The sequence below is a fragment of the Hymenobacter roseosalivarius DSM 11622 genome (assembly GCF_900176135.1).
Taxonomy (GTDB): Bacteria; Bacteroidota; Bacteroidia; order Cytophagales; family Hymenobacteraceae; genus Hymenobacter; species Hymenobacter roseosalivarius.
In genome coordinates, this window is sequence record NZ_FWWW01000096.1 from 23050 (window position 1) to 44270 (window position 21221).

The following is a 21221-nucleotide window of genomic DNA, read 5'->3' on the forward strand; positions in this document are numbered from 1 at the left end:
TTAGTACAGGCGGTGGCGCAGCAGCCAGCCGGCCGCGTCGAACTCGTTGGCCAGGGGCAGGTACGCCTCTACCTTGATTTTACTATCCGCAGGCAGCTGCAACAGATTGCCGTCGCCGCTGTCGTAGATGGTTACATCCGTGTCAGAATCCGGCTGGGGGGCTTTTTCGGTGATGAGCAGGTCCTGGCCGGCCCCGTCGTAGATGCTGATGGCGAAATCAGGGTCGGGCAGGCCGCTAAACTCGAATACGTCGTTGCCGCCTAGTCCGAAGAGCTTGATGGTGCGGGTTTCGCCGGCTTTGAACGTGCGTTGGTTCAGCAGGCTATCCGCCATCGCCACCCGGCGGGCCAGCAGGCTGATCCGGACCTCACCCGGCGCTACTGCTTCAATCAGAAAGCGCTCAGCCTGGTCGGTGCCGGGCAGCTCGACGTCGCGGGCCAGCAGCTCGTAGAATTTGGCCGCTACGGCCGACAGCTGTTCTCGTCGGTTGCGCAGCTTATGCTCAAAGTCCGCCCCTGATAAGGCGTAAATCTGCGGCGGCCACACTCCTACGGCCTCTTTAATGGCCCCGTCGGTAAGGCGCAGACGCAAGGAATCCGCGATTTGGCGAAAGTCCTCGGCCGATAAGTAAGCCAGCAGCGACTTATCCATGGGGCGCGCCGCTTTATTGAGCCCCTCCACGTCCTGAAGACGAATATTCTCTTTAAATGTTTGGTAGTTAGCTTTAAACCAGCTTATTACCCGCGTCATCACGCCATCATCGAACTTAAAAAAGGCGTGGTCACGGTCGCGGGGAATGGCCCGATACGTAACTGTGCCGCCCGGCCCCGGAAAGCTGGCCCAGCGCCACTGGTCTTCGCGCCGACTCCAGTCGCCCAGCCACATATCGAATAGGCGGGCGCGCAGGTAGTGGCGGGCATCCACGCGGTAGTTATGCGTAGTAAACAGGGAAGTGAACGCCTTGCGGGAGCTTTCTACCAGTGATGAGTGGCCGAAGTTCGGGTTGTTGATCTGGTTGCCGTCGGGGCGCTCCTCAAACAGATACAGCGCATTGCCAAACTCCTCCCGAAACTCGCCCAGCGCCGGCTCAGCCGTCAGCCACACCAGACGAGGATTGGTATGATACACGCCCGCCGCCTGCGCCAGGCGCGGCACGATATAGGCCCCATACGGTTGAATAACACTGGTCTGGTCCTTCATCAGGCGGCCAATGGGGCCGTTTTGCAACTTCGCGGGCAGAGCTTTGGTCGCGTCCTTATCCACGGAGCGCAATACATACTCCTGGCCGGCCCCATCCACGAGGCGGAGGTTTTTGGTTTGAAAGCTGCCGCCGGCCTGTAAGGGGCGCAACCCACCCGGCACGGCCGTACGCAGATTAAATACGGGTGCCTCCACCGGCGTAGCCCATTCGCGGCGGTAGTGCTCGCCCCAGAAAAACCGATGTACGGCCCCGCGCTGGTACTGCGGCCCGGCTGCCGCGCGCACCGTGGAGTCGGGGCCAATAACGGGCAGCGCACTGGCCGGCACCTCACGGGACGAGCACGCGGCCAGCACCAGCCAACTAGTACCTAATTTCAATAAGCGGCCGGGCCGGAAGGCTTGCAGTAGAAAGTACACAGATCCAGGAATAGCGCTACGAGTTAAGTCGGCTGCATAGGCAGTCGATGACTTAATTTATAGCGCAAACGGGAAAAGAGCAATTGCGTTGGGAAATTATGCTATCGGCAACCGCTTTTGCCCACTGTTGCGTTGAAGGCAGTAAGTTACGTCACATCTGTTGCCCATGCCTCCACGCTTATCCACCCTTCTTCTCTTACTGGCCTTCTCGACGGGCTGTGCACGTGAAAACTTTTTCCAGCCCGATGCTCGTCTTGATGCCACCTCCGACCCTGCCGCCACCGATAGTGTCCTCGTTACCGCTGGTCGGCATTACCAGCGCGGCCCCGTACACAACCTGCTGCTAGGCAAGCACTACCGCCCGGTGTGGGCCACGCCGGTGTGGGTGCCGGTGCTAAACCCGGCCACCGCCGTACCGGGGGGCCTGACGCCCGGCAAGCTGGGGGGCGGTTTTCAGAGCACCAGCATGACCGTGCTTGGCCCCGATGGCCGCGAGTACGCGCTGCGCAGCATCGACAAAGACCCGTTCCGAACGCTGCCCAAGATATTTCGCAAGACATTCGCCCTGAATCTGGTGCGCGACGCCACCTCGGCGGCCAATCCGTATGGCTCCTTTGTGGTGGCTCCTTTGGCGGAAGCGGCCGGTTTGCTGCACACCACGCCGCGCCCGTTTTACGTGCGCTCCGATGAAACCGGCCTGGGCGAGGAGTCGGCGCTTTTTCAGGGAAAATTGGTGCTGCTGGAGGAGAAGTTTGAGGATAAAGCCAGCCTGACGCCCGCGTTTGGCAAGGCCACCGACCTGCTGGAAAGCGACGACCTGCTGCGCGACCGGTTTGCCGACCCCGCCCACCGCGTCGATCAGGTAGCCTTCGCCCGCGCCCGTCTGTTCGACTTATGGATTGGCGACTGGGACCGCCACGAGGGCCAGTGGAGCTGGGCCGCTTACCCCGACGCCAACGGTATTACCACGTATCGGCCCGTACCCCAGGACCGCGACCAGGCGTTCTTCCGCTTCAAGGACGGCATCATTCCCTGGATCGTGAGTCGGCCGTTTTTGGTGGGCAAGTTCCGCACATTTCGCCCTGAATATGAGAGTCTTGAAGGCATGACGCAGAACTCGCGCTTTATCGATGAGCGCTTCCTGAATGAAGTAACCGCCGCCGACTTCCAGCGCCTGGCCACCGACCTACAAACGCGCCTCGATGACGCCGTTATTGCGGATGCCCTCAAGCGTTTCCCGCCGCCGGTGTTTGCCAGGGAAGGCGCGTATATTCAGAAGTCGTTGCAGGCCCGCCGCGCCAATCTGCCGACGGCGGCCAATGCGTTTTATCGTTTGCTGGCCCGCCACGTCACGGTAGTCGGCACCGACCAGAACGAGCGTTTCGTGGTGCGCCGCCTCACCGACTCGACCACGGCCGTAACGGTGTACACCCTGGGGGGCAAATCGGACCGGGATTCCGTATTTTATAACCGCGTGTTTCGCAGTGATGAAACCCAGGAGATTACCCTGCACGGCCTCGAAGGCAAGGACGTATTTGAGCTAAGCGGCGAAGTGCGCCGCGGCCCGCGCATCAATATTTACGGCGGCCCCAACTCGGACAAAGTCACCGACTCAACCCAGGTAAGGGGCCTAAGCAAGAAAACCCGCTACTACGATACCCACTCGGATAATGAGCTGACCAAGAGCAAGGAAACCCGCGACAAAACGGAGAAGGGCGTAAAAATGCACGCCTACGACCGGGAAGGAACGTGAGTTGGTGTTGATAGTGGTAGTCTAGAATTGGTAATAATACCCTTAGAACGTCATGCAGAGCAACGCGAAGCATCTCGCGTGTTTAGTGGGAGTACAGCCGTTTCGCAGTCAGCGTATGTGTTGTCGCGCTAGGGGGACCTCACCCCCGGCCCCTCTCCTCGGGGAGAGGGGTGCGTTCTGACGGAAGCTTCCGGCTGGCTCCCCTCTCCCCGAGGAGAGGGGCCGGGGGTGAGGTCCACGTACTCAGACGACGAAACCGCTGTAGTATTCCAACATCAGCACGCGAGATGCTTTGCTTTCGCTCTGCATGACGTTCTAAAAAACAAAAAAGCCCCCTGCTAACTGTGCGGGGGGCTTTTTTATACCATAGCAAGCTTCTAAAAAGCATTGAAACTACAACGTCGGTTCCACCGCCGTTTGGTCTTTTTCCTTTTCAACTTCAATGGCCGGAATAGCTTCCGTATACAGCAGCCCAATCTTGGCGGCGTGCTCGGCGGCCTGTACTGTGTCTTTCACCAGCAGCATTTCTACCTTATCCTGACGTATTTCCTCGGCCACCCGCTCTACCAGCGCCGCCCGATCCTGGCGCTGCACGTCGCGGATATAGATGGCCAGAATGCGACCAGGGTAGCGCCGGACTACTTCGCGGTAGATATTGGCATCTTCCTGCCCGCTGTCGCCGATAAGCACAAACGGCAGCTCGGGGTACGTGAGCAACAGGTTGTCAATCTCGTGCAGCTTGTGGCCGTGGTGGGCTGAGGCTTCGGGCTTCGTTGCCTTGCGGGCCAATGACATATCGCGCAGCAGCAGCGGACCGGGCGGCACGTCGTTCAGGGCCAGGAAATCGTCGAGCAAATCATACAGATTCCAGGGGCTGCTGCTCACGTAGAAAAACGGGTTATTGCGCTTGCCATTGCGCCCCAGTTGAAGAGCGCGGTAAAACTCGGCCACACCCTCAAAAGGCAGGCGCGAATGGGCATTGCGCACCAGCACCGTGCGCGCCATGCGCACGAGGTTGGTGGCGGAGGTTTGAATCACGGTATCATCCAGGTCGCTGATGATACCGTATTCGGCGTCGAGGGGCGGAATGAGGACGTGGGCCGGTTCCTTGACGTCGGCGGGCATCTGGAGGTGCTGGGGGACTTTTTTCAGCTCTACCTCCACCGGATACCACAGAAAATCGATGGGAGCCGGCAGGCTTTTGGGCTCAATATTCAATGTGAAGTAGCCATCTTCGTCGGTCGTTACGGTGTGCTCAGTGCCGTCGCCGGGCCGGATAACCAGCTCGGCACCTGGAATCTCGTTGCTCTCGAAGCGCCGATACATATTCAGCAGGTTTTGCCAGCGCGAGTCGCCCTCGCCGGGCTCGCCAATACCTTTGTCGGTAAGCAAACGGCCTTTTACGTACAGGCGGCCGGCGGTGCCGTAGCTGCGATACGTAACCAGCTGGAGCGGGTGCAACAGGCCCAGACGGGCGCGGGTGCGCGTTACCAGATCATCGGCCCGCTCGGCCATGTCGCTTAGTTTGTTTAGAAATGATGCCATAGAGAAAGCAAAAGAATAGAAAGCAAGGTACGAGCGAAACCCAAGCCGGAGTTGCATAACGTAGCAGCGAGCCTAGGAACCACGCTGCCAATTCAGTTAGCGCCCGCCCAAAATAAAAAAAGCCAGCCTTGTCAAGGCCGGCTCTCCATCTACTAAGCGATTAATAACACAACGTTTATAAGCGGCTTTGCAGCTCCCGGAAGCCAGCATTGTCGGTGGTGCGGCCCGCGCAATTCAGCTCTTTGGCTTTGGCTTGAATGGCCAGCACCCGGTCGCCGGGGTTGGGGTGCGTGCTCAAAAACTCGGGAATGCTGGTAGTCACCTGGGCCGCGGCCTTTACGAAGAAGCCTGCCGCGCCGTCGCAGGAGTAGGAAGTGCCGTTGAGATAGCGCACCGAATAGTCATCGGCTTCTACTTCATACTCACGGCTGAAGCGCAGCTGGCCCAGGCTGGTCGCGATTTGCGCCAGCTGATTGGGGTTTTCACCTAACAGCAGGCTGAGCAGAAAGGAGATACCAAACTCCTTCTGCAACGCGCGCGACGTATGGCGGCGGTCGGCGTGGGCAATTTCGTGGCCTAATACCCCGGCGAGCTGGTCTTCGGTTTCCAGAAACTTAATCAGGCCCGAGAACACATAAATATGCCCCCCAGGCGTGGCAAAGGCATTCTGAATCTCATCGTTCTTGATGATTTTAACGTCCCAGGGAAATTCATTGCGATACTGCAGCTGGTTGGAGCTGAGCACCTTGCTGACTACCGCATCCAGCAGAACGTAGGCCCGTTGGTTGGCTACCACGTTGCGCTCCAGCAGCTGCCCGCTGGCCCGGTAGGTGGAGTCAGTTTGCGCGGCCACTTTTTGACCGAGCGCTTTATCATCTTCCACAGAAAACAGCACCACCCCATCCCCATTCCCGGAGCAGGCAGAAGTGCCCAAGTATGTTAAAAGAGCAAGAAAAATCCAGGGTTTAAGCCAAATACGACGCATACTGCAAATAGGAGTGTAGATAGAACAGGGGGCAGAACTGACCGTCTAAAAACGGTGCCAAAGCTGGCGGCTACCCCTACGGGCACGGACTGCATGGCGTTGCCAATACGTGGATAATAAGGCTGTGGCTCAGATGCTCACTCTGAAATTTTATTTTCCGGCAGCGGGGCATTATTAATCATTTTCCTTACTCTTTTGGTTTGCACTCACTCAGAAGGCCCCTGCTACTGCGTTTCCGCTGGACCAGGCAGTGCTACTTTTTCCCGGCTTTTGCGTACAGAAATGCCCCCCAGGCTGCTTTTGGCCGGGGCATTTTTAGCGCTTTATGCCCACCACCTCCACCCCCCGATCAAAAACCAAAAAGAAGCACCTGCCACCCGCAGAAGAGGCGCACGAACTGTATAAAGATCCGGCCCGGCAGGCGGAGCTGGCTGGCCTCCGCTACCAGCCTGATACCAAGCCCAGCATCAGCCGCCAGCCCGGCCCCGATGGCGCGTTCAGCTTCCTCACGGCTAAAGGCGAGAAAATCACGGATGAGAAAACGCTTGCCCGGCTGCAAGGCTTCGTCATCCCGCCGGCCTGGACCGACGTCTGGATTGCGCCGTCGGCCTCGGCTCATCTTCAGGTAACGGGCCGCGACGCGAAGGGACGCAAGCAGTACATCTATCATCCTGCCTGGGACCAGGCCCGCAGCCTGACCAAGTTCAGTCGCCTGCTGGCCTTTGGGGAGGCTTTGCCGGCCCTGCGCCAGCGTCTGCAACAGGATTTGAAGCGCACGGAGCTGGACAAGCAAAAGGTTATTGCCCTGGTGTTGACCCTGATGGACCAGTCCTTTATTCGCATTGGCAATAAGGAATACGCCAAGAAAAACAAGAGCTACGGCCTTACTACCCTGCGCGACCGGCACGTGCAGATAGCAGGCGACGAAGTGCGCTTCTCCTTTGTGGGCAAAAAAGGCGTGGCCCACGATGTAGCCCTGCAAAACCGTCGGCTGGCCCGCATGGTGCGCAAATGCAAGGAGATTCCCGGTCAGCACCTGTTTCAGTATTACGCCGCCGATGGCCACCGTCAGGAGCTGGAGTCGGGCGACGTAAACCAGTACTTGCAGGATGTAACGGGCATTAGCCTGTCTGCCAAAGATTTTCGAACCTGGGGCGGCACGGTCAAAATGGTGGAGTGCCTCGAAAGCGTACTGCAAGAGGAGCCGGACCTACCGAAAGACAAAGTGCTGAAACGCGCCGTGAAAGACGTGGCCTCCGGCCTGGGCAACACGCCCACGGTGTGCAGCAAGTACTACATTCATCCGCAGGTAGTAGAGCTTTTTCACTCCGACAAGCTCATCAACTACCTCCGCCACCACGACATCGACCCAACCGAAAACGATGTCCTCTCTCCTACCGAGCATATGGTATTGCACATGCTCCGTAACGTCGCGTAAGGGTAGTTAGTAGCCTGTCATGCTGAGAGCGGCTACATGGCACGAACCAACTTGCGTATGGCTGTTGCACTACCAAACGGCGGTCATGCTGAGGAAAGAAGCATCTCGCCCGCTGGCTCTTAAACGTCACGCTGAGCACGCGAGATGCTTCGCCGTGCTCAGCATGACGTTCTTAATTCCAGAATAAACCTAGCTGGAATGATCGGCTACAATTACCCAGCGGCCGGCAATGCGACGAAAAACCAGCAGAAAATGCCCCCCAAGGTTGCCGGCGGCGGGGCGGGCGAGCTGCCAGCGCCCTACTACGTGGGCCGCGTCGGGGCTGATAGGCGTAATGCGCAGATTGGAAAACGTAAGCTGCCCCATAGCGGCGGCATCGGGGTAGCTGCGGCGGTAGTTGTCGAGGGTAGGCTGCCAGCCGTAGGTCAGCCCGCTTTTACCGATAAACACCAAGGAGTCGGACTGCCAGTAGCCTTGCATGAAGCCGCTTATATCGCCTTGGTTCCAGGCGGCGGTTTGGGTAGTCAGCACCTGGCTGATATCCTGCCGCTGGCTGCCGGGACGCGTGGTCGCGCAGCTACATAACAGGGCGGCGCCCAGCACCAATCCGACAATTTGCTTCATGTCAATTCTTTGAGAAACGTGAAAACAACTATATAACGACCTGAATATAGGCATCGGCGGCGCTTCTGAATTTGCGTCTATTCTTCCAGCAGCGCCCGCACGTAAGAAATGCCCCCCAGGCGGCGCATATTGCGCTGCACTCGCCGCTGCTTGGCCCGCGCCACCGGACCCGGATTGCTGGCCCGAAACCGTAGCGGATTTGGCAGCACACCCGCCAGCAGGGCAGCCTCAGAGGCATTAAGCTTAGCGGCTGATTTGTGAAAATAGCGCTGGGCTGCGGCTTCTACCCCAAAGGTGCAGTCGCCCATTTCAGCCACGCTCAGATACATTTCCATAATGCGGCGCTTGCTCCACAGCAGCTCAATGAGCACCGTAAAATACGCTTCCGCAGCCTTACGCAAATAGCTCCTCCCCGACCATAAAAACACATTTTTAGCTACCTGCTGACTGATGGTACTACCGCCAACCAACTGTTTGCCGCCCTCAAAATTGCGCCTGGCCGCCTGCTGAATGGCCTTCACATCAAATCCCCGATGCTGCAAAAAGCGCTGATCTTCGGCCGCCACCAGCGCCAGCGGCACTTGGGGCGACACTTCGTCCAGGGTTTTGAAATTGTAGCTGATGCGACGGTCGTCCTCGCGGATACCGTAGTAGCCGCGGCCAATGGGCGCATGGGCGCGGCGGTCGAGCATGAGCCAGGTAGCGGGCGGGGCCAGCCACCGATACATAAGCACCCAGGCCACCGAGGCAAGAAACAGAGTCGCTACTAGTTGCAGCAATACCCGCCACACCCGCCGCCCAAGCTGCCGAAATTTTGTTTTCATGAAATAAAGCCATTCTCCTTTCCTATCCATCCCGCTGAGAGGCACAGAGAGAGCAAAAGTAACGCATTTGGGCGCGCAGCAACCCAATACCAGCGTTTTTAGCCTATTTTCGTCGCCGACATTGTTGAGTCTTTATGCCTCGTACCATCCCCCTTTTTCCGTTGAACCTCGTCGTATTTCCCGGCGAGAAGCTCAATCTGCACATCTTCGAGCCGCGCTACCGCCAGCTCGTGCGCGACTGCATCGAGTCGGACCTGACATTTGGCATTCCGCCTTTCCTCAATGATGGCGTAAGCGAGCTGGGCACTGAAGTACGCCTGCTGAGCGTAGAAAAGGCCTATGACAGCGGTGAGCTGGATATTAAAACCAAGGCGGTGGGGGTGTTTCGCATCCGGGAGTTCTACCGCGAAGCCCCCGGCAAGCTCTACGCTGCCGGTCAGGTAGACACAATCGAGGACGACCCCGAAGAAGACCCTGCCCTAAAGGTACGCATCAACGAGTACGTGCGCCAGCTCTACGATACGCTGGGCCTGCGCAAAATATTCCTGGATTTGCCCCCCAGCTACCGCATCTACGACATCGCGCACAACCTGGGCTTCAGCACCGAGCAGGAGTATCAGCTCTTGCAGGCCACCAGCGAGCTGGAGCGCCAAGCCATGGTACTGGAGCACCTGGAAAACGTGCTGCCCATTATTCTGGAAACCGAGCGGCTAAAGGATCGGGCCCGCCTCAACGGTCACTTCAAGAACCTGACCCCGCCAAATTTTTAATTAGACTGAGCTTTACCAGTTAATCCGGCGCAACAACGACAGCAGTCGGTACGGCTACCTGTCATAGGTGCCCGGCAGGTCACCGCTTACTCTATCTTAAACGTGGTTATCCAATCCTTACAGGCATAAAAACTATTCGCGCTCAACGAGCCATCTTCGTTGATAATAATAAACCCAGACAATACCGCTTCCCGCGCATTTAAGTTAATCGCACCCACATCTTTCTCTTTGATGATATAGCTCGGACAAGTCGTATACATATAGGCAATGTTTGGCACGAACGAATAGGATCCCATCGCCCCTCCCGTCCCATCGCTGTATTTTCTAGGAATGCCCCTGTATTTAAGCTATAACAAGCCTTCGAGGACCAGGCCGTTTAGGGCGGCAAAGAGTATTTCCAGTTGCGAGGCACTATTGGCCATTCCCGTCACGGCGGTGGACACATCGCTTGTTATAGATAAGGCAATGGCGGCATTGCAATCATTTCGATCCTTATCGCCTGTTTTCCCAAAAATAGCGCCGAGAAACTTACCTGTAATTTTGGTGGCGATGGCTAACTGATTCCTTTCTTTGGCCGATACGTGGGTTTGATTGAGCCGAACGGTGTAGCAGTCATCGGGTAAGCCTAGTGAAGATAACGTAGTCAACAAGGCGCACTCAGGCTATAAAGGCAGTGGATCCAGAAGCGTATAAATCACTTTTTTTTCCTTGATAGGCGTAAACTCCGCGTCCACATAGCTCCGTACCCATTAGTGGATGGTGCCGCCATTTTTCCGGAGCATCCAGCGATAAAAGGGAGGAGCCAGCAAGTTGGGAAACTCGCTTCCGCCATTCTTGACGGCTTTAATCGCTGCTGTTGTCAAACGCCCACCTTCCCGCTTTGGGTTGCCTAAATACTCTTGTAGAATATAGCTATTCAGGGCCAGTGCCTGCGTAAGGAAGCTAGCATCCGTCGAGTAAATGGGTCGTTTGCTTTTCAGTAGCCCGTCTACCAATTGCACAAAGTCTTGGTAGGGCTTGCTGGCTCGGCCATTTTGCTCAAACTTTGGCTTTTGCTCTACCGAGAGGGTTTGATAGGCAGGAATGAGCGTAAGCAAGGCGTCGGCAACTGTCTCCGCGTTCACGACCACATTAGCACTGGTTGTTGGGGTACGGACTAGAGCTAAGATTTTGCCCGAGGTCCCGTCCTTAAAAAAGACAGCGGATTTAAAACCTGACGGCGCGAGCATCGTTGACGCTTCGGCTTTCATGGTGATCGAATCCATTAAGCTGTACGCCTTCGTATTGCGCAGGTCATACTGACTATCGACTGTAATACTAATGCGCCGACTTCCGCCAGGAACCGGTGTAGGAGCCGGAACGGTTGGGGGGGCCGGATTAGGGGATGGAGAACTAACAGACGGATCATCGGACTTGGAGCACGCGGCTATCAAGAGCATGAACAGGAATACCAGATAACGGTAGAGTTTGGGCATAGAAGAGGGTATTAGAAAAGTTTGTACCTGAGTGAAAAGCCATTCTCAGCCGCCAGATTATAGATTATTACCACTAACGGAGAATAAAATCAAGGATGATGGGCTGTGTGCGGCTTTATAAGCCGCCTTGATAATGTAAAATATCAAATTAGTTATATATAAGTATCTATAACTATCCATAACTACAGGTAAGTGTTCATATACTGGCTAACAGGTATAATTAATGCTGTAGCAATCTTCATCCTTGTCTACTGGTGCGGGGTGCGTGAACAGGCACCCCAGTGGAATATAAGCCAAACTGGTGCTGCGCGGCCTGGGCCATCGGCCGATTTTTCCGACTGCTTCTCACCCTATTTGCCGTTCGAGGCGACTCCCGTATATTGCCCAAATTCCGGCAGGCACGCGCTCCACGGCCGCTGTTTCTATCCTCATCGTTTACCGAATCGCTTGCTTTCCATGACCGACGAGCACCGCATCCAGCAGAGACTAGCGGAGATTGCTGCCGTGGCCGACTCTATGCCTGGCGTGGTGATCGTGCTCAACGATGACTGCCGACGGGTGCTTTATATGTCGGCCCGGGGCTTGGCTGAACTGGGTACTACGCTAGCCGAGGTAACGGCTCTGGGGGAAGAGTACTACGCCCGCTATTTCAATCCCGACGAAGCCCACGAGTACGTGCCCAAAGTGGTGGGGCTGCTTGAGCGCAATGACTTGAGCTACACGGTCACCTTCTTTCAACAGGTGCGCACTGGCCCCCAGGGTTGTTTTGAGCTCCACCTGAGCACGGCGCGGGTCTTGCTGCAGGGGCAGCAGGGACGGCCCCTGCTCACCATTTGCCTGTCCTGCCGCATCGACCCCGACAGCCACATTACAACAAAAGTGCAGCGGCTGCTGGATGAGAACACTTTCCTGCGTGCCCACGCCGCCCGCTTCGCGGGCCTCACTAAGCGCGAGCGCCAGGTGCTGGCCGGCATCAGCCGGGGGCTGAGCTCGGGCGAACTGGCTGAGGCTCTGTTTATCTCGGCTCAAACCGTAGACACGCACCGGCGCAACCTGCGCCAGAAGCTGCAAACTACCTCGGCCTTTGAACTGGGGCAGTACGCGCGCGCCTTCGATTTAATCTAGCTAACGCAAGTTGCGGAGTAGTAGCATAAGCATAAAAAAGTCTGTTCCGCATGAAACAGAGTAGGTTTGAAGTATATGACGCTTCCCTTCTTACTCGCCCCATGACGGAACAGATGGTAGCAATGTACTGCTTCATCGACGATTTGCTGGCCGCCATCCGTCCGGCCTGGGCCCCTGCCCCCGACCCGCGCTAGCGCTTGTCGGACGCTGAAGTGCTGACCACGGCGTTGCTGGCAGCGCTCTACTTCGGCGGCAACCTGGCCCAGGCCCAGCGCTATAGGCAGGCGCATTGGGAGCAGCGACCGTTGCACAAAAGTGGCTTGTCACGCCACCTGCACCGGCTTAAGGACGTGCTCGACGAACTGTTTGTTACCTTCGGCCACCTGCTGAAAGAACAGAACGCGGCGGCGCGCTACGTGCTCGACTCGTTTCCGGTAACGGTATGCCACAACACCTGGATTCCACGCTACAAGTTATTGACCGGCAAGGCCTATCATGGGCACTGTGCCAGTAAACGCTGCTGGTTCTACAGCGTCAAAGTCCAAGTGCTGGCCACGGCCGACGGGCTGCCCGTGGCCTACCACCTGCACCCCGGCAGTGAGGCCGATCTGACCGGGCTGCGCCAACTCGACCCGGACCTGCCGGAGGGCAGTGTCCTCTACACCGACGCGGGCTACACCGACTATGCCCACGAAGAGATCTGCGAAGAAGCCACCGGTAGCGAGCAGCATACAGCCCGGCGCACCAACAGCAAACGCCCGCATGAGCCGCTACCGCGAACTTACGGCGCAGGTTCGCTTGCTCCCGCCAGCCGGAGCGGACATTCGGCGCTTCGCATTGACTTACGATGTCGTGCTCCACCAAGTGGTGACGCATAAAATTCTGGTGTCGGTGCGGCAGGACTGGGCGCGGGGGCAGGTAGCCGGCGCGCCGCCGGCGCAGGTAGGCGTTATCGAACTAGATATTGTCAACAACCGGGTGCTTCCGCTGCTGGTCAACCTGGCCGCGGGCAGCGTCTGGACGGGCTTTTGGGCGATGATAGCGCTTGGCATTCAGCACATTGCCCAGGGCACTGACCATCTGCTGTTTCTGCTGGTGCTGCTTTTGCCGGCACCATTATTGGCCGCCCGCGGACGCTGGGGGGCTTTTGGCGGCGTGCGTTACAGCCTTAAGCGCCTGCTCCTCATTGTCACGGCCTTCACCCTGGGGCACTCCCTGACTCTGTTAACCGGCGCGGCGGGCTGGCTACGGTTGCCCAGTCAGTCAGTGGAATTGTTGATTGCCTTCTCGATTCTGATTTCTGCCCTGCACGCGGTGCGGCCCTTATTTCCGGGGTGTGAAGCCGGGGTGGCGGCTGGCTTTGGGCTGGTACATGGCCTGGCCTTCGCTGGTACGCTGGCCAATCTGCACCTGGACGCAGGCCGCATGGCGCTGAGCATTTTCGGTTTTAACCTCGGTATTGACCTGATGCAACTATTTGTCGTGGCCCTGACCGTACTCTGGCGGCGGCTCCTGAGCCGCGCATCAGTTTATGGCCCTATTAGGGTTCTGGGGGGCATATTTGCCGGAGTAGCCGCGCTGGCCTGGATGAGTGAGCGCCTATGGGGGCAAAGCAACTTGCTTACTGACCTGGTGGAGCAAGCAGCTACCTTCGCTCCCTGGCTGCTGGCGGCACTGACCATCGCGGCGCTGGGCAGCTACTTTTGGGAGCGAAGCAAGCGCCCCGCGCCAGCTTCCCGATAGCCTGAAATGTGCTCTGTTTTCAAAACGTACCTAAAACACTTGCCTAGGCCAGATGCTTCTATACTACGCTGCCAGTAGCGCGTATAAGCTACCGTCCACCTGATTATCTGCTTTGCCGACTCCTACCCTTCTCTTCTACATTCTGCTGGGCTTCACCCTGGTGCTGATTGCATGGCTGCTGTGGCGATACATGCAGGAGCGCCGCTTCCGGCGGCTGCCCTATGTAGCCCCAGCGGTGCGCGACTGGGAGCAGCACCAGCCCGATCCTGCGTGGCCGCTGCGCCACCGCATTGCCCTGGTTGGCGACTTAGGTGCCGTCGCCACCGACGGCCGCGACCCGGTACTGAACCTGCTGCACGGCTGGCTGGAAGAAGCTGGTGCCAACAGTACGGTGGTTATTCTCGGCGATAATGTGTACCCGACCGGTTTGCCCGCCGAAACGTCCATCGGGCGGGCTCCTGCCGAGCGCCGCCTAGCTATTCAGCTCGATGCCCTACGCTACCCTGGCCGCGTGGTGTTTTTGAGCGGCAACCACGATTGGAACAAAGGCCGCAGCGACGGTTTGCAGTACCTGCTGCGCCAGGAAGCCTATGTGCGGGAACATCTGCCCGCTGCTCAGTATTTGCCCCCCCGCGGCTGCCCCGACCCCGTAACAGTGCAGCTGGCCGACAAGCTGCTGCTCGTGGTGCTGAATACGCAGTGGTGGGTGCAACACGGCAAACGTCCCTTGGGCCCCGCCGATGGTTGCACGGCTACGGATAGCCGTATGCCGTTTCAACAATTGCAGCTTCTGCTGGAAGCCAACCGCCACCAGCAAATTGTGGTAGCCGGGCACCACCCGCTCTACTCCAATGCCATGCATGGGGGTCAATTCACGACCAAGCAGCACGTATTTCCCCTCACGGCCGTGCATAAGCGGGCGTACGTGCCGCTGCCGGGCGTGGGCTCCTTGTTTCCGATGTATCGGCGGGTGGTGGGCGCGGAAGAGGACATGGCCCACCCGCGCTACCGCAAAATGCGCCGTCGCCTGCTTCGCGTGCTGCATCAGTTCCCGAATATCATCTACGCCGCCGGCCACGACCACAACCTACAATACTTTGCTTACAAGCAAGGTCACTACCTGGTCAGTGGGTCGGGCAGCAAAACGGCGTACGTGGGTAAAGGCGGCAAGGCCACTTTCACCCACGAGCATAAAGGCTTTTTTGCGCTGGACTTCTATGAGAATGGGGAAGCCTGGCTGCGCACCCTGGAGCCCGGCAACGCCGACGGCACCGAGCGCGCGCCCGAACCCTTCCGGCGTCGCTTGCTAACCGGCCTGGGGGGCATTTCTGGCGCGGTTACTAGTACGGCGCGGGCGTCAGCACCTGCAAGCTCCGCGGATTAATCTTCACCTCAATCGGCGTGTCCAGCGTCAGGGGCTCTCCATCTACCTGCACTAATACGCGCGGCTGCCCCATCACCTGAATACTGGCGCGGCGGCAGCGCAGGCGCTTGGTATACACGGAGGTATCAAATGCATCGGTGTACAGATGGTACAGAATACCGAGAGCCGCGGTGGCAGGAAAAGGCTCAATGAGGCACAGCTCAAACTCGCCGTCGTCGAGGTGGCTGTCAGGATTAATCACGACGTTGCTGCCGAAGGTGTTAGCATTTGCGATGGTGAGCATAAAAGCCGGGCCCTCAAACTGCTCGCGGTCGGTTTCGATGTGGTAGGTGACGGGCTCGTAGCTCAGGTATTCCTGCAGGGCAATCCGAATGTAAGCGCCCGGCCCACGCTTGTCGCCGCTGCAAAACCGCTCCACCACCAGCGCATTAAAGCCCAGATCGGCGAGATGCGCCGAAAAATGCCCCCCAACGTGCAGGGTATCCAGGGCGCGCAGCTTATGTTTCCAAATGACCTCCAGCGCGCCGCCCATATCCTGCGGAATGCCTAAGTCTTTAGACAAGCCATTGCCCGACCCCAGGGGCAGTATTCCCAGCGGAATTTTGCCCCCCAGCAACGCCTCGCCTACCAGATTCACGGTACCGTCGCCACCGGCGGCAAACACCGCGTTGTAGGCGTTGGCCGCCAGGTGAGCCCGGAGCTTGTCAAGGTCGTTTTCGCCGGAGGTATGAAAAAACGCAGCTTGCCGCCCGCGCTGCGTGCAGAAGGCGGTGATGGTGCTTTCCAGATTCTGCTTATCAATATCGCCGGAAATCGGATTGAGCACAAACAGCAGTGAATGCAGGTGGGGAGTTGATTCAGCAGCCATTGGAAGTAGGTTTTAAGAACAAAAAGGAGGAGAGCCAAGGCGAATAATGCGTTTCCTGCACTATGCTTTAAGTCTCCTCCCTTTCTATTCAGGATTAGGTAATTACTGCTTCAATCCGCTGGGAACGCCGCCGGGAAAACGCTCCGTGATTTCCTGCTCCAGCACACCCACGCGGTTGCCCGGATTGGGGTGCGTGCTCATAAACTCAGGGCCGCGGCTTTGGCCACCAGCCTGCTCCAGAATCTGCATTACCTGAATCATCGCGCGCGGGTCGTAGCCGGCATCGGCGGTGTACTGCACGGCCAGGCGGTCCGACTCCAGCTCATCTTCGCGCCCAAACCGCAACGACACCACCTTCGCAATAGCCGCCGCTACGGCCGCTTTGCCAATGGAGCTACCGGGACTATCAGGGTCGTAGGCGGCGATGGTAGCGGCACCAGCCAAGCCCTGCGTCAGCTGCGATTTAGCCAACTGCTCAGCCGAGTGACGGCCAATGACGTGGCCAACCTCGTGGGCCAGCACGCCGGCCACCTGCCCTTCCGACTTCATGTTTTTCAGCAAGCCCGCCGTGATAAATACTTGTCCGCCGGGCAGGGCAAACGCATTGATGGTCTGCTCATCGGCCAGCAGATGAAAATCAAATTTGTAGGGCGACTGGTCGGCTTTGGAAGACTTGACCAGCGCGGCGCCAATGCGCTTTACGGCGGCGCTGGCTTGCTGATCGGGGTGCAGACCACCATACTGCTGGGCCATTTGCGGAGCCGCCTGCAAGCCGAGCGCGATTTCCTGCTCGGTGGTCATGTTTACGTGCTGCACCTCACCGGTCACGGGGTTAGTCTGCCGGTTGCAATAGTAGGTTACAAAGGAAAAGGCGGCAACGGCCAGGGCAATGATAAAACGAAGGCTTCCTCTCATAGCAGTAGGGGGAATTAGGGGAGGGAAAAGGTGGCCTTAAAGAGAGCCGCCGGGCTTCTAACGCGCACTCAGCAGCAGGGTTGCTTACAACGCGGCACCCAATTTGCCCTGATTCGCGTATCAGGCGCAAAACCGGTCCGCAACCGGTTTCTGTTGTTCGCCTGTACTCTCTAATCTCCCTCTTTTATGAATCAGAAACGCACCTTCGGCGCCATTCTTACCATCCTGGGTATCATTGGCATTATCTACGCCGCCCTAGGGTTCTTGGGAATAGCTGGCGTGAACCTCAGCAAAATGAACAGCCTGGTGCCCTTCATCGTGGGCCTTATTTTCTTCCTCGCTGGCATCAACTTAGTCAAAACTACCAGCGACCGGGCATAACCAAAACATAACTCACCAGACAGTAAAGCCCACTAAAAAGCCCCCCGACGCTCTGGTCGGGGGGCTTTTTAGTGGGCCGGAAACATAACCGCTACTAGTTCAGGCCTTTTACCTGGGCGAAAGCCTGTAGGGCTGGGTCCAGGTCGAGCCAGTCGGAATCGTAGCGGACGCTGGCAGGGGCATGCGCGAAGAGTACGGTGCCATCCTGAATGGTTCGGATGATAGCGCTGCTTTCTTTCATGGGCAGCGCGGGGCAGCCCTGGCTGCGCCCCAGCCGACCGTGCTGCTGCACAAACTTCTCACACACGTACTCAGCTCCGTGCACCACCACGGCTCGGCTGGCGGCATTCGTGTTATAGTTCGGATCAACGCCGCGTAGCTTTAAGGACAACCCGTGCTTACCGGTATAGGTGTGGCTGGTCACGTAAAACCCCAGGCTGCTCATCTCCGAGCCTACCCGATTGGAAAAAGCCTGCGCAAATTCCTCCCCCGTGTTGATGCCATGGGCTACCAGCGAGTGGTGTACCACCTGCGATTTCTGCAAATCAATAACCCACAGCCTCTTCTGACGACTGGAGCGATTGAAGTCGATGATGGTCAGGGTTTGTTTGGCAGGGTTTGCCAGGCCGCGTTTCTGAAGCTGATAATAGCCCATCAAAGCCTGCCTATACACGTCGAGTGGCAGGCCGGAGGTAGTCAGGCCGGCCAGGGCATACGTATGCAGCGTATGCTGCTCAAAGGCCGCCAAGTAGATAGCCCGCCGATTTCCACTCAAAACCGACTCCGGGGTATTATCGGCTACCGGACTGGCTTTGGCGGCAGGTATAGCTTCGGAGGGGCAAAATAGGGAAAGCAGACTTAAGGAAAAGCAAGCGAAGGCAGTCGGTGTACGCATTATCGGCTGGAGCTATTGTCGCGGAAACAGGGTAAAAAAAGGCTTATGCAAAAGTCGGACCTTTCAAACCTAACAACATTACACGATAATTATTGCGCAGAGCAGGTAAATACTACACGGGACGACCTTTCAGGTAGCTAGCTAAATAGTGAGAAAGCGAGTCTCTCCCTTCCAGTCAGCCTTTGATAATTCTCTCACTTAAAAATTAAATAGTGATAAAAGCGCAAATCGTTAGTATAAAATTCATTGAAATGCAATGCAACTTTCTGTTATTTTCTCTGTATTATACAATATAATTGGTGTTTCGTTATAGAACTCTGCTACCCGCCGCTCTACCCCTATCGCATCGGATTCGCTTGAGTAAGTGGGTTCATAGTTTACTCTTGTCATATTCTCCTTCTATGACAACGTTTAGCGCTTTATCCAAGCAGTTGCACGCTGAGTTACGGCCGTTGATGCATGCCGCTGATATTCCGCCTCACATTCAACAGCAGTTGCTCGCTCGCCTGACTCTGTTCTTGCTCTTCACCTCGCGGCAGCCACCGGCTACTTTAAGCGTGCGTGTACCTCAGCCTATGGAGGGGGCCGAGCTGACTCTCTACTACATAAACGGTCAGCAGATTACGCTACTGACACGTCATATCCGGGCCTTGGCTCCCGCGACTGAAAAGTTGTATGATACAATGGTTACATTACAGCAGCGTGGTCGGCAATTAATGCAAAAAGCCTGTTTCAGTTGGGAGATGGGCCGAGTGTTTGATACTTACTGCAACCATAACACCTAGCATTACTAATTTTGTGGCCAACAACGGCTAACGAGCTTTTATGCCCTCACGTAGGCTCGTACCTTCCTATCCAATAGCGAACAGGTACTTATAATCGTCTAAAAAACACCTACATCTTACTAGCCTAAAATAATTATATTTTTAAACAACGTAGCGAATGAACTGGCTTACTTGTTGTTTATGTAGAAATTATCCTTAATTTTAGGATATTAATTGTCTTTTACTAATCAATATTAAAACAAATGGATAATTTAATGATTTAGCGTTTTTACTTAAAAACTAACTTTATGGCTCGCACAAGTAGCATTATAGCAGAATTAAGGTGTAATTTCAGCAGATTACAGTGTAGCCAGTCTACGTCCAAATATTCTGCTTTGGCTTTTTCCTGATTATATCCCTTCATATCCAGCACAAACTCCTTTAAAGCTACGCTTACATTCTGCTTATCCAGTACGCTTACCAGTACCTCGCTCCGCTCCCTGCTTCCGCCTTTGCATTTCTCTTATTTATGTCTTCCTTGCCGCACTTAATCGCGCGTGCTACGGCTGCCTATTACCGACAGGCCCGTGAGCTTTATCCTACTGACATTGACTTTAACGACTGGCTCGATACGCTGGACGCTGACAATCGTCGCCGGTACCGGCAGCAGGGCCTCGATATGACGTGTCTGCTCCCGCAGTTTCAGCTTTTTTGCCTGGAGCGGCGCGGCATCTACCTACGCGAGTTTATGGCAGCTCGCCTTACTCCTGACCAATTCGAGTATTGGGAGCGGGAAAAGGCTATTTCAGATTTTAAGCCATCCGCCCCGTCCCCCGATTTGTTTTAGCCAACTAATCGTCCTTCATCCGGTTTCTAACAAGTAGCTTAGCGGCCTAGCGTCGAATACTCAGCCAGTCAATGGCCGGCCGGCTGCCCCATCTTTGCGCTTGTCAACCTATGTACCTATTCCGATTTTTTGCGGCTGGAGCGGCTACTTTACTTTTAACCGCCTGTGGGCATTCGTTGCCCAAAATGGATGGCTTTGATGATGCGGCGTGGCGCAGTGACCCCTACGCCTGCCTGAACAAGAGAGCCGCGCAGCTGCCAGCGTTGAACCGCTACCGGGAACAGCTCTACGGTGCCCGCATTGCCAGCATTGATGACCTGCTGGGCCGTCCCGATGAGGAAGAGCTGAGCGCCCAGACCGAGAAGACCTATTACTATTATGTGGAGCCGGGTGCGCAGTGCGAGCCAAGCCATCAGCGCTCCACGGCCAACAAGCTTACCTTTCGCTTCGGTCCCTTAGGAGTGGTAACGGAGGTTTTGTATGAGCGCCCGTTAGCGGTGCCTGCGTCATAAATTATGACAACAAATCAAAAACCAGGTCATAGAAAAGCCCCCCTAAGTCATGTCTGGGGGGCTTTTTTATAATCGAATATGATCTTCTTTCAAAAGAGGCCAGAGTTGGTTAACCCAATCCACCTGCATTTGTATCATTCTTATTGGGTTGCTCCGGTTGCTGGTTTTGCTCAGCGCGAAAGACACTTAATTGCGTTGGGGTCAGAATGCGGCTGCACTCGGCCTCGTACTGCGCCTCCAGCTCAGCGGCTTTCTGACGGCGCTGCTCAGCATCCGTGTATTCATACTCAATCTCATCCAGCCGGGCGAGCTTAATCTGATTAACGAAGCGCAGACGAATGTACTGGGCTTCGTTCAGGCGAAGCTGGCTACCCATTTGTCGGGTAAGACCATCTACACGGGCCAATGAAGGCAGTAAAGCACCGGGGCGCTCAGCGTAGCAGTCACGCTTCTGAGCGGAGGCCGAACCACAAAAACAACCAATAAAGAGTGCGAGTAGTAATAGTGATTTCATAGAAAAGATGAAGGAAATGAAAGGTAAACGGTACGTGAGATTGAGCGCTACAACGAGTGGATAATAAAAAGGTTTTGTTTGCCCTTGTTTACATATAGTACAAATATATAGGCTATTAATATAAATAACAAAATATTTTAAATATTTTCTGTGCTAGGTCCTATTCATGGTTCAGGAGCTAACTTTCCACCCATTATTGAGAAACTCTAACCACGTAAAAAAGCCCCCCAGAGTCATTCTGG

The 21221-nt window shown here is 56.2% G+C and carries 21 protein-coding genes and 1 pseudogene; 11 read left to right on the forward strand and 11 right to left on the reverse strand.

Annotated elements, in window-relative coordinates; genetic code table 11:
• Window positions 1-1617 (reverse strand): hypothetical protein, encoded by a 1617-nt coding sequence (locus tag B9A24_RS18370; RefSeq protein ID WP_084447475.1) that lies wholly within the window; start codon window positions 1615-1617, stop codon window positions 1-3.
• Window positions 1618-1783: 166 nt separating this feature from the next.
• Here B9A24_RS18370 and B9A24_RS18375 point away from each other — a divergent pair, with 166 nt between their 5' ends.
• A complete protein-coding gene (locus tag B9A24_RS18375; RefSeq protein ID WP_084447476.1) occupies window positions 1784-3370 on the forward strand; it encodes a hypothetical protein in 1587 nt (528 codons plus the stop codon).
• Between the two features lie 393 nt (window positions 3371-3763).
• Here the strand turns inward: B9A24_RS18375 and B9A24_RS18380 are convergent, their stop codons facing one another.
• Window positions 3764-4915 (reverse strand): App1 family protein, encoded by a 1152-nt coding sequence (locus B9A24_RS18380; protein ID WP_084447477.1) that lies wholly within the window; start codon window positions 4913-4915, stop codon window positions 3764-3766.
• 175 nt (window positions 4916-5090) lie between these two features.
• A complete protein-coding gene (locus tag B9A24_RS18385; RefSeq protein WP_234997510.1) occupies window positions 5091-5798 on the reverse strand; it encodes a M48 family metalloprotease in 708 nt (235 codons plus the stop codon).
• 427 nt (window positions 5799-6225) lie between these two features.
• Between B9A24_RS18385 and B9A24_RS18390 the strand changes: the two genes are divergently transcribed.
• On the forward strand, window positions 6226-7338 hold the full coding sequence (locus B9A24_RS18390) for a DNA topoisomerase IB (protein ID WP_084447479.1): 1113 nt from the start codon (window positions 6226-6228) through the stop codon (window positions 7336-7338).
• Window positions 7339-7527: 189 nt separating this feature from the next.
• Here B9A24_RS18390 and B9A24_RS18395 read toward each other — a convergent pair whose 3' ends face one another.
• Window positions 7528-7962, reverse strand: coding sequence for a YybH family protein (locus tag B9A24_RS18395; RefSeq protein WP_084447480.1), 435 nt, complete (start codon window positions 7960-7962; stop codon window positions 7528-7530).
• A 77-nt stretch (window positions 7963-8039) separates the two neighbouring features.
• On the reverse strand, window positions 8040-8786 hold the full coding sequence (gene mtgA, locus B9A24_RS18400) for a monofunctional biosynthetic peptidoglycan transglycosylase (RefSeq protein WP_084447481.1): 747 nt from the start codon (window positions 8784-8786) through the stop codon (window positions 8040-8042).
• A gap of 134 nt (window positions 8787-8920) precedes the next feature.
• Between mtgA and B9A24_RS18405 the strand changes: the two genes are divergently transcribed.
• A complete protein-coding gene (locus B9A24_RS18405) occupies window positions 8921-9556 on the forward strand; it encodes an LON peptidase substrate-binding domain-containing protein (protein WP_084447482.1) in 636 nt (211 codons plus the stop codon).
• A gap of 347 nt (window positions 9557-9903) precedes the next feature.
• On the opposite strand, the gene B9A24_RS18410 is transcribed toward B9A24_RS18405, so the two are convergent.
• Both B9A24_RS18410 and B9A24_RS18415 read right to left on the reverse strand, forming a co-directional pair.
• Window positions 9904-10206 (reverse strand): hypothetical protein, encoded by a 303-nt coding sequence (locus tag B9A24_RS18410; protein WP_084447483.1) that lies wholly within the window; start codon window positions 10204-10206, stop codon window positions 9904-9906.
• 99 nt (window positions 10207-10305) lie between these two features.
• Entirely contained in the window at window positions 10306-11031 is a 726-nt protein-coding gene (locus tag B9A24_RS18415; RefSeq protein ID WP_084447484.1) for a hypothetical protein, read from the reverse strand.
• 456 nt (window positions 11032-11487) lie between these two features.
• Between B9A24_RS18415 and B9A24_RS18420 the strand changes: the two genes are divergently transcribed.
• The 4 genes and pseudogenes from B9A24_RS18420 (at window position 11488) to B9A24_RS18435 (ending at window position 15283) form a co-directional block, all read left to right on the forward strand.
• The gene (locus tag B9A24_RS18420) at window positions 11488-12156 is read left to right on the forward strand and encodes a helix-turn-helix domain-containing protein (protein WP_084447485.1); all 669 of its coding nucleotides are present in this window, start codon (window positions 11488-11490) and stop codon (window positions 12154-12156) included.
• A 101-nt stretch (window positions 12157-12257) separates the two neighbouring features.
• Window positions 12258-12926, forward strand: a pseudogene (locus B9A24_RS22835) (transposase); the annotation flags it as partial.
• A gap of 82 nt (window positions 12927-13008) precedes the next feature.
• A complete protein-coding gene (locus B9A24_RS18430; RefSeq protein ID WP_234997514.1) occupies window positions 13009-13899 on the forward strand; it encodes a HupE/UreJ family protein in 891 nt (296 codons plus the stop codon).
• Between the two features lie 112 nt (window positions 13900-14011).
• The gene (locus B9A24_RS18435; protein WP_234997517.1) at window positions 14012-15283 is read left to right on the forward strand and encodes a metallophosphoesterase; all 1272 of its coding nucleotides are present in this window, start codon (window positions 14012-14014) and stop codon (window positions 15281-15283) included.
• On the opposite strand, the gene B9A24_RS18440 is transcribed toward B9A24_RS18435, so the two are convergent.
• Entirely contained in the window at window positions 15240-16151 is a 912-nt protein-coding gene (locus tag B9A24_RS18440) for a diacylglycerol/lipid kinase family protein (RefSeq protein WP_084447488.1), read from the reverse strand. The two genes, B9A24_RS18435 and B9A24_RS18440, sit on opposite strands and share 44 nt — an antisense overlap.
• Window positions 16152-16253: 102 nt before the next feature.
• Entirely contained in the window at window positions 16254-17066 is an 813-nt protein-coding gene (locus B9A24_RS18445; RefSeq protein ID WP_084447489.1) for a M48 family metalloprotease, read from the reverse strand.
• A gap of 186 nt (window positions 17067-17252) precedes the next feature.
• On the opposite strand from B9A24_RS18445, the gene B9A24_RS18450 reads away from it, so the two are divergent.
• Entirely contained in the window at window positions 17253-17447 is a 195-nt protein-coding gene (locus tag B9A24_RS18450; protein ID WP_084447490.1) for a hypothetical protein, read from the forward strand.
• 94 nt (window positions 17448-17541) lie between these two features.
• On the opposite strand, the gene B9A24_RS18455 is transcribed toward B9A24_RS18450, so the two are convergent.
• Window positions 17542-18342, reverse strand: coding sequence for a murein L,D-transpeptidase catalytic domain family protein (locus tag B9A24_RS18455; protein ID WP_084447491.1), 801 nt, complete (start codon window positions 18340-18342; stop codon window positions 17542-17544).
• A 401-nt stretch (window positions 18343-18743) separates the two neighbouring features.
• On the opposite strand from B9A24_RS18455, the gene B9A24_RS18460 reads away from it, so the two are divergent.
• From B9A24_RS18460 to B9A24_RS18470, 3 genes are all read left to right on the forward strand, one after another.
• Complete coding sequence (locus tag B9A24_RS18460; RefSeq protein ID WP_084447492.1) at window positions 18744-19127, forward strand: hypothetical protein; 384 nt, start codon at window positions 18744-18746, stop codon at window positions 19125-19127.
• Window positions 19128-19635: 508 nt separating this feature from the next.
• Window positions 19636-19953, forward strand: coding sequence for a hypothetical protein (locus B9A24_RS18465; protein WP_084447493.1), 318 nt, complete (start codon window positions 19636-19638; stop codon window positions 19951-19953).
• A gap of 110 nt (window positions 19954-20063) precedes the next feature.
• Window positions 20064-20465 carry a hypothetical protein gene (locus B9A24_RS18470; protein ID WP_143435042.1) on the forward strand — a complete coding sequence of 134 codons (402 nt, stop codon included), beginning with the start codon at window positions 20064-20066 and terminating at the stop codon, window positions 20463-20465.
• Window positions 20466-20574: 109 nt separating this feature from the next.
• On the opposite strand, the gene B9A24_RS18475 is transcribed toward B9A24_RS18470, so the two are convergent.
• Complete coding sequence (locus tag B9A24_RS18475; protein ID WP_143435043.1) at window positions 20575-20979, reverse strand: hypothetical protein; 405 nt, start codon at window positions 20977-20979, stop codon at window positions 20575-20577.
• Window positions 20980-21221: the final 242 nt, after the last annotated feature.